Raw genomic sequence first — 626 nt, 5'->3', positions numbered from 1 at the left:
CGCGATATAGCGTTCAGCCGTCTCAAGAATCGCTTGGCGCTGCGAAGCTTCCATATTGTCCCAAGACCGGAAAATCATGCCGATGCGTGGATTGGTAGCGAGTCGCTTTTCATGCTTGTCCATAAATCGCCAATAAAGACTATTAAACGGACAAGAGCCTTCACCACTGCGCGCCTTGTTGTCATAATGGCAACCTTTACAGTAGTCGCTCATTTTGTTGATGTACGACCCGCTTGCGGCATAAGGCTTGGTGCCAACAATGCCACCATCGGCGAACAATGCCATACCGCGTGTATTGGGCATTTCTACCCACTCAATCGCATCGACATAAATGCCGAGATACCAAGCATCTACTTGGTCAGGATTCATCTCGGTGAGCAAACAAAAGTTGCCCGTCACCATCAAACGCTGAATGTGATGGGCGTAGGCATAATCGAGAGACTGGCCTATTGCATTGCGCATACAAGCCATCTTGGTTTTTCCTGTCCAAAAGTAGTCGGGTAAATCACGTGATGCTTCGAGCTCATTTTTCTGCGGATACTGCGGCATATTCGCCCAGTACACACCCCGAATGAATTCCCGCCAACCTAAGATCTGACGAATGAATCCTTCTACCTGTGCAATAT

Annotated in this window: 1 pseudogene; it reads right to left on the bottom strand. The window is 48.6% G+C overall.

From position 1 onward, the window contains the following. Positions 1 to 626, bottom strand: a pseudogene (locus R7093_RS26260) (cryptochrome/photolyase family protein); the annotation flags it as partial.

Source organism: Vibrio sp. 1580, assembly GCF_033340055.1.
This window is presented reverse-complemented; position numbering and strand designations above follow the sequence as displayed.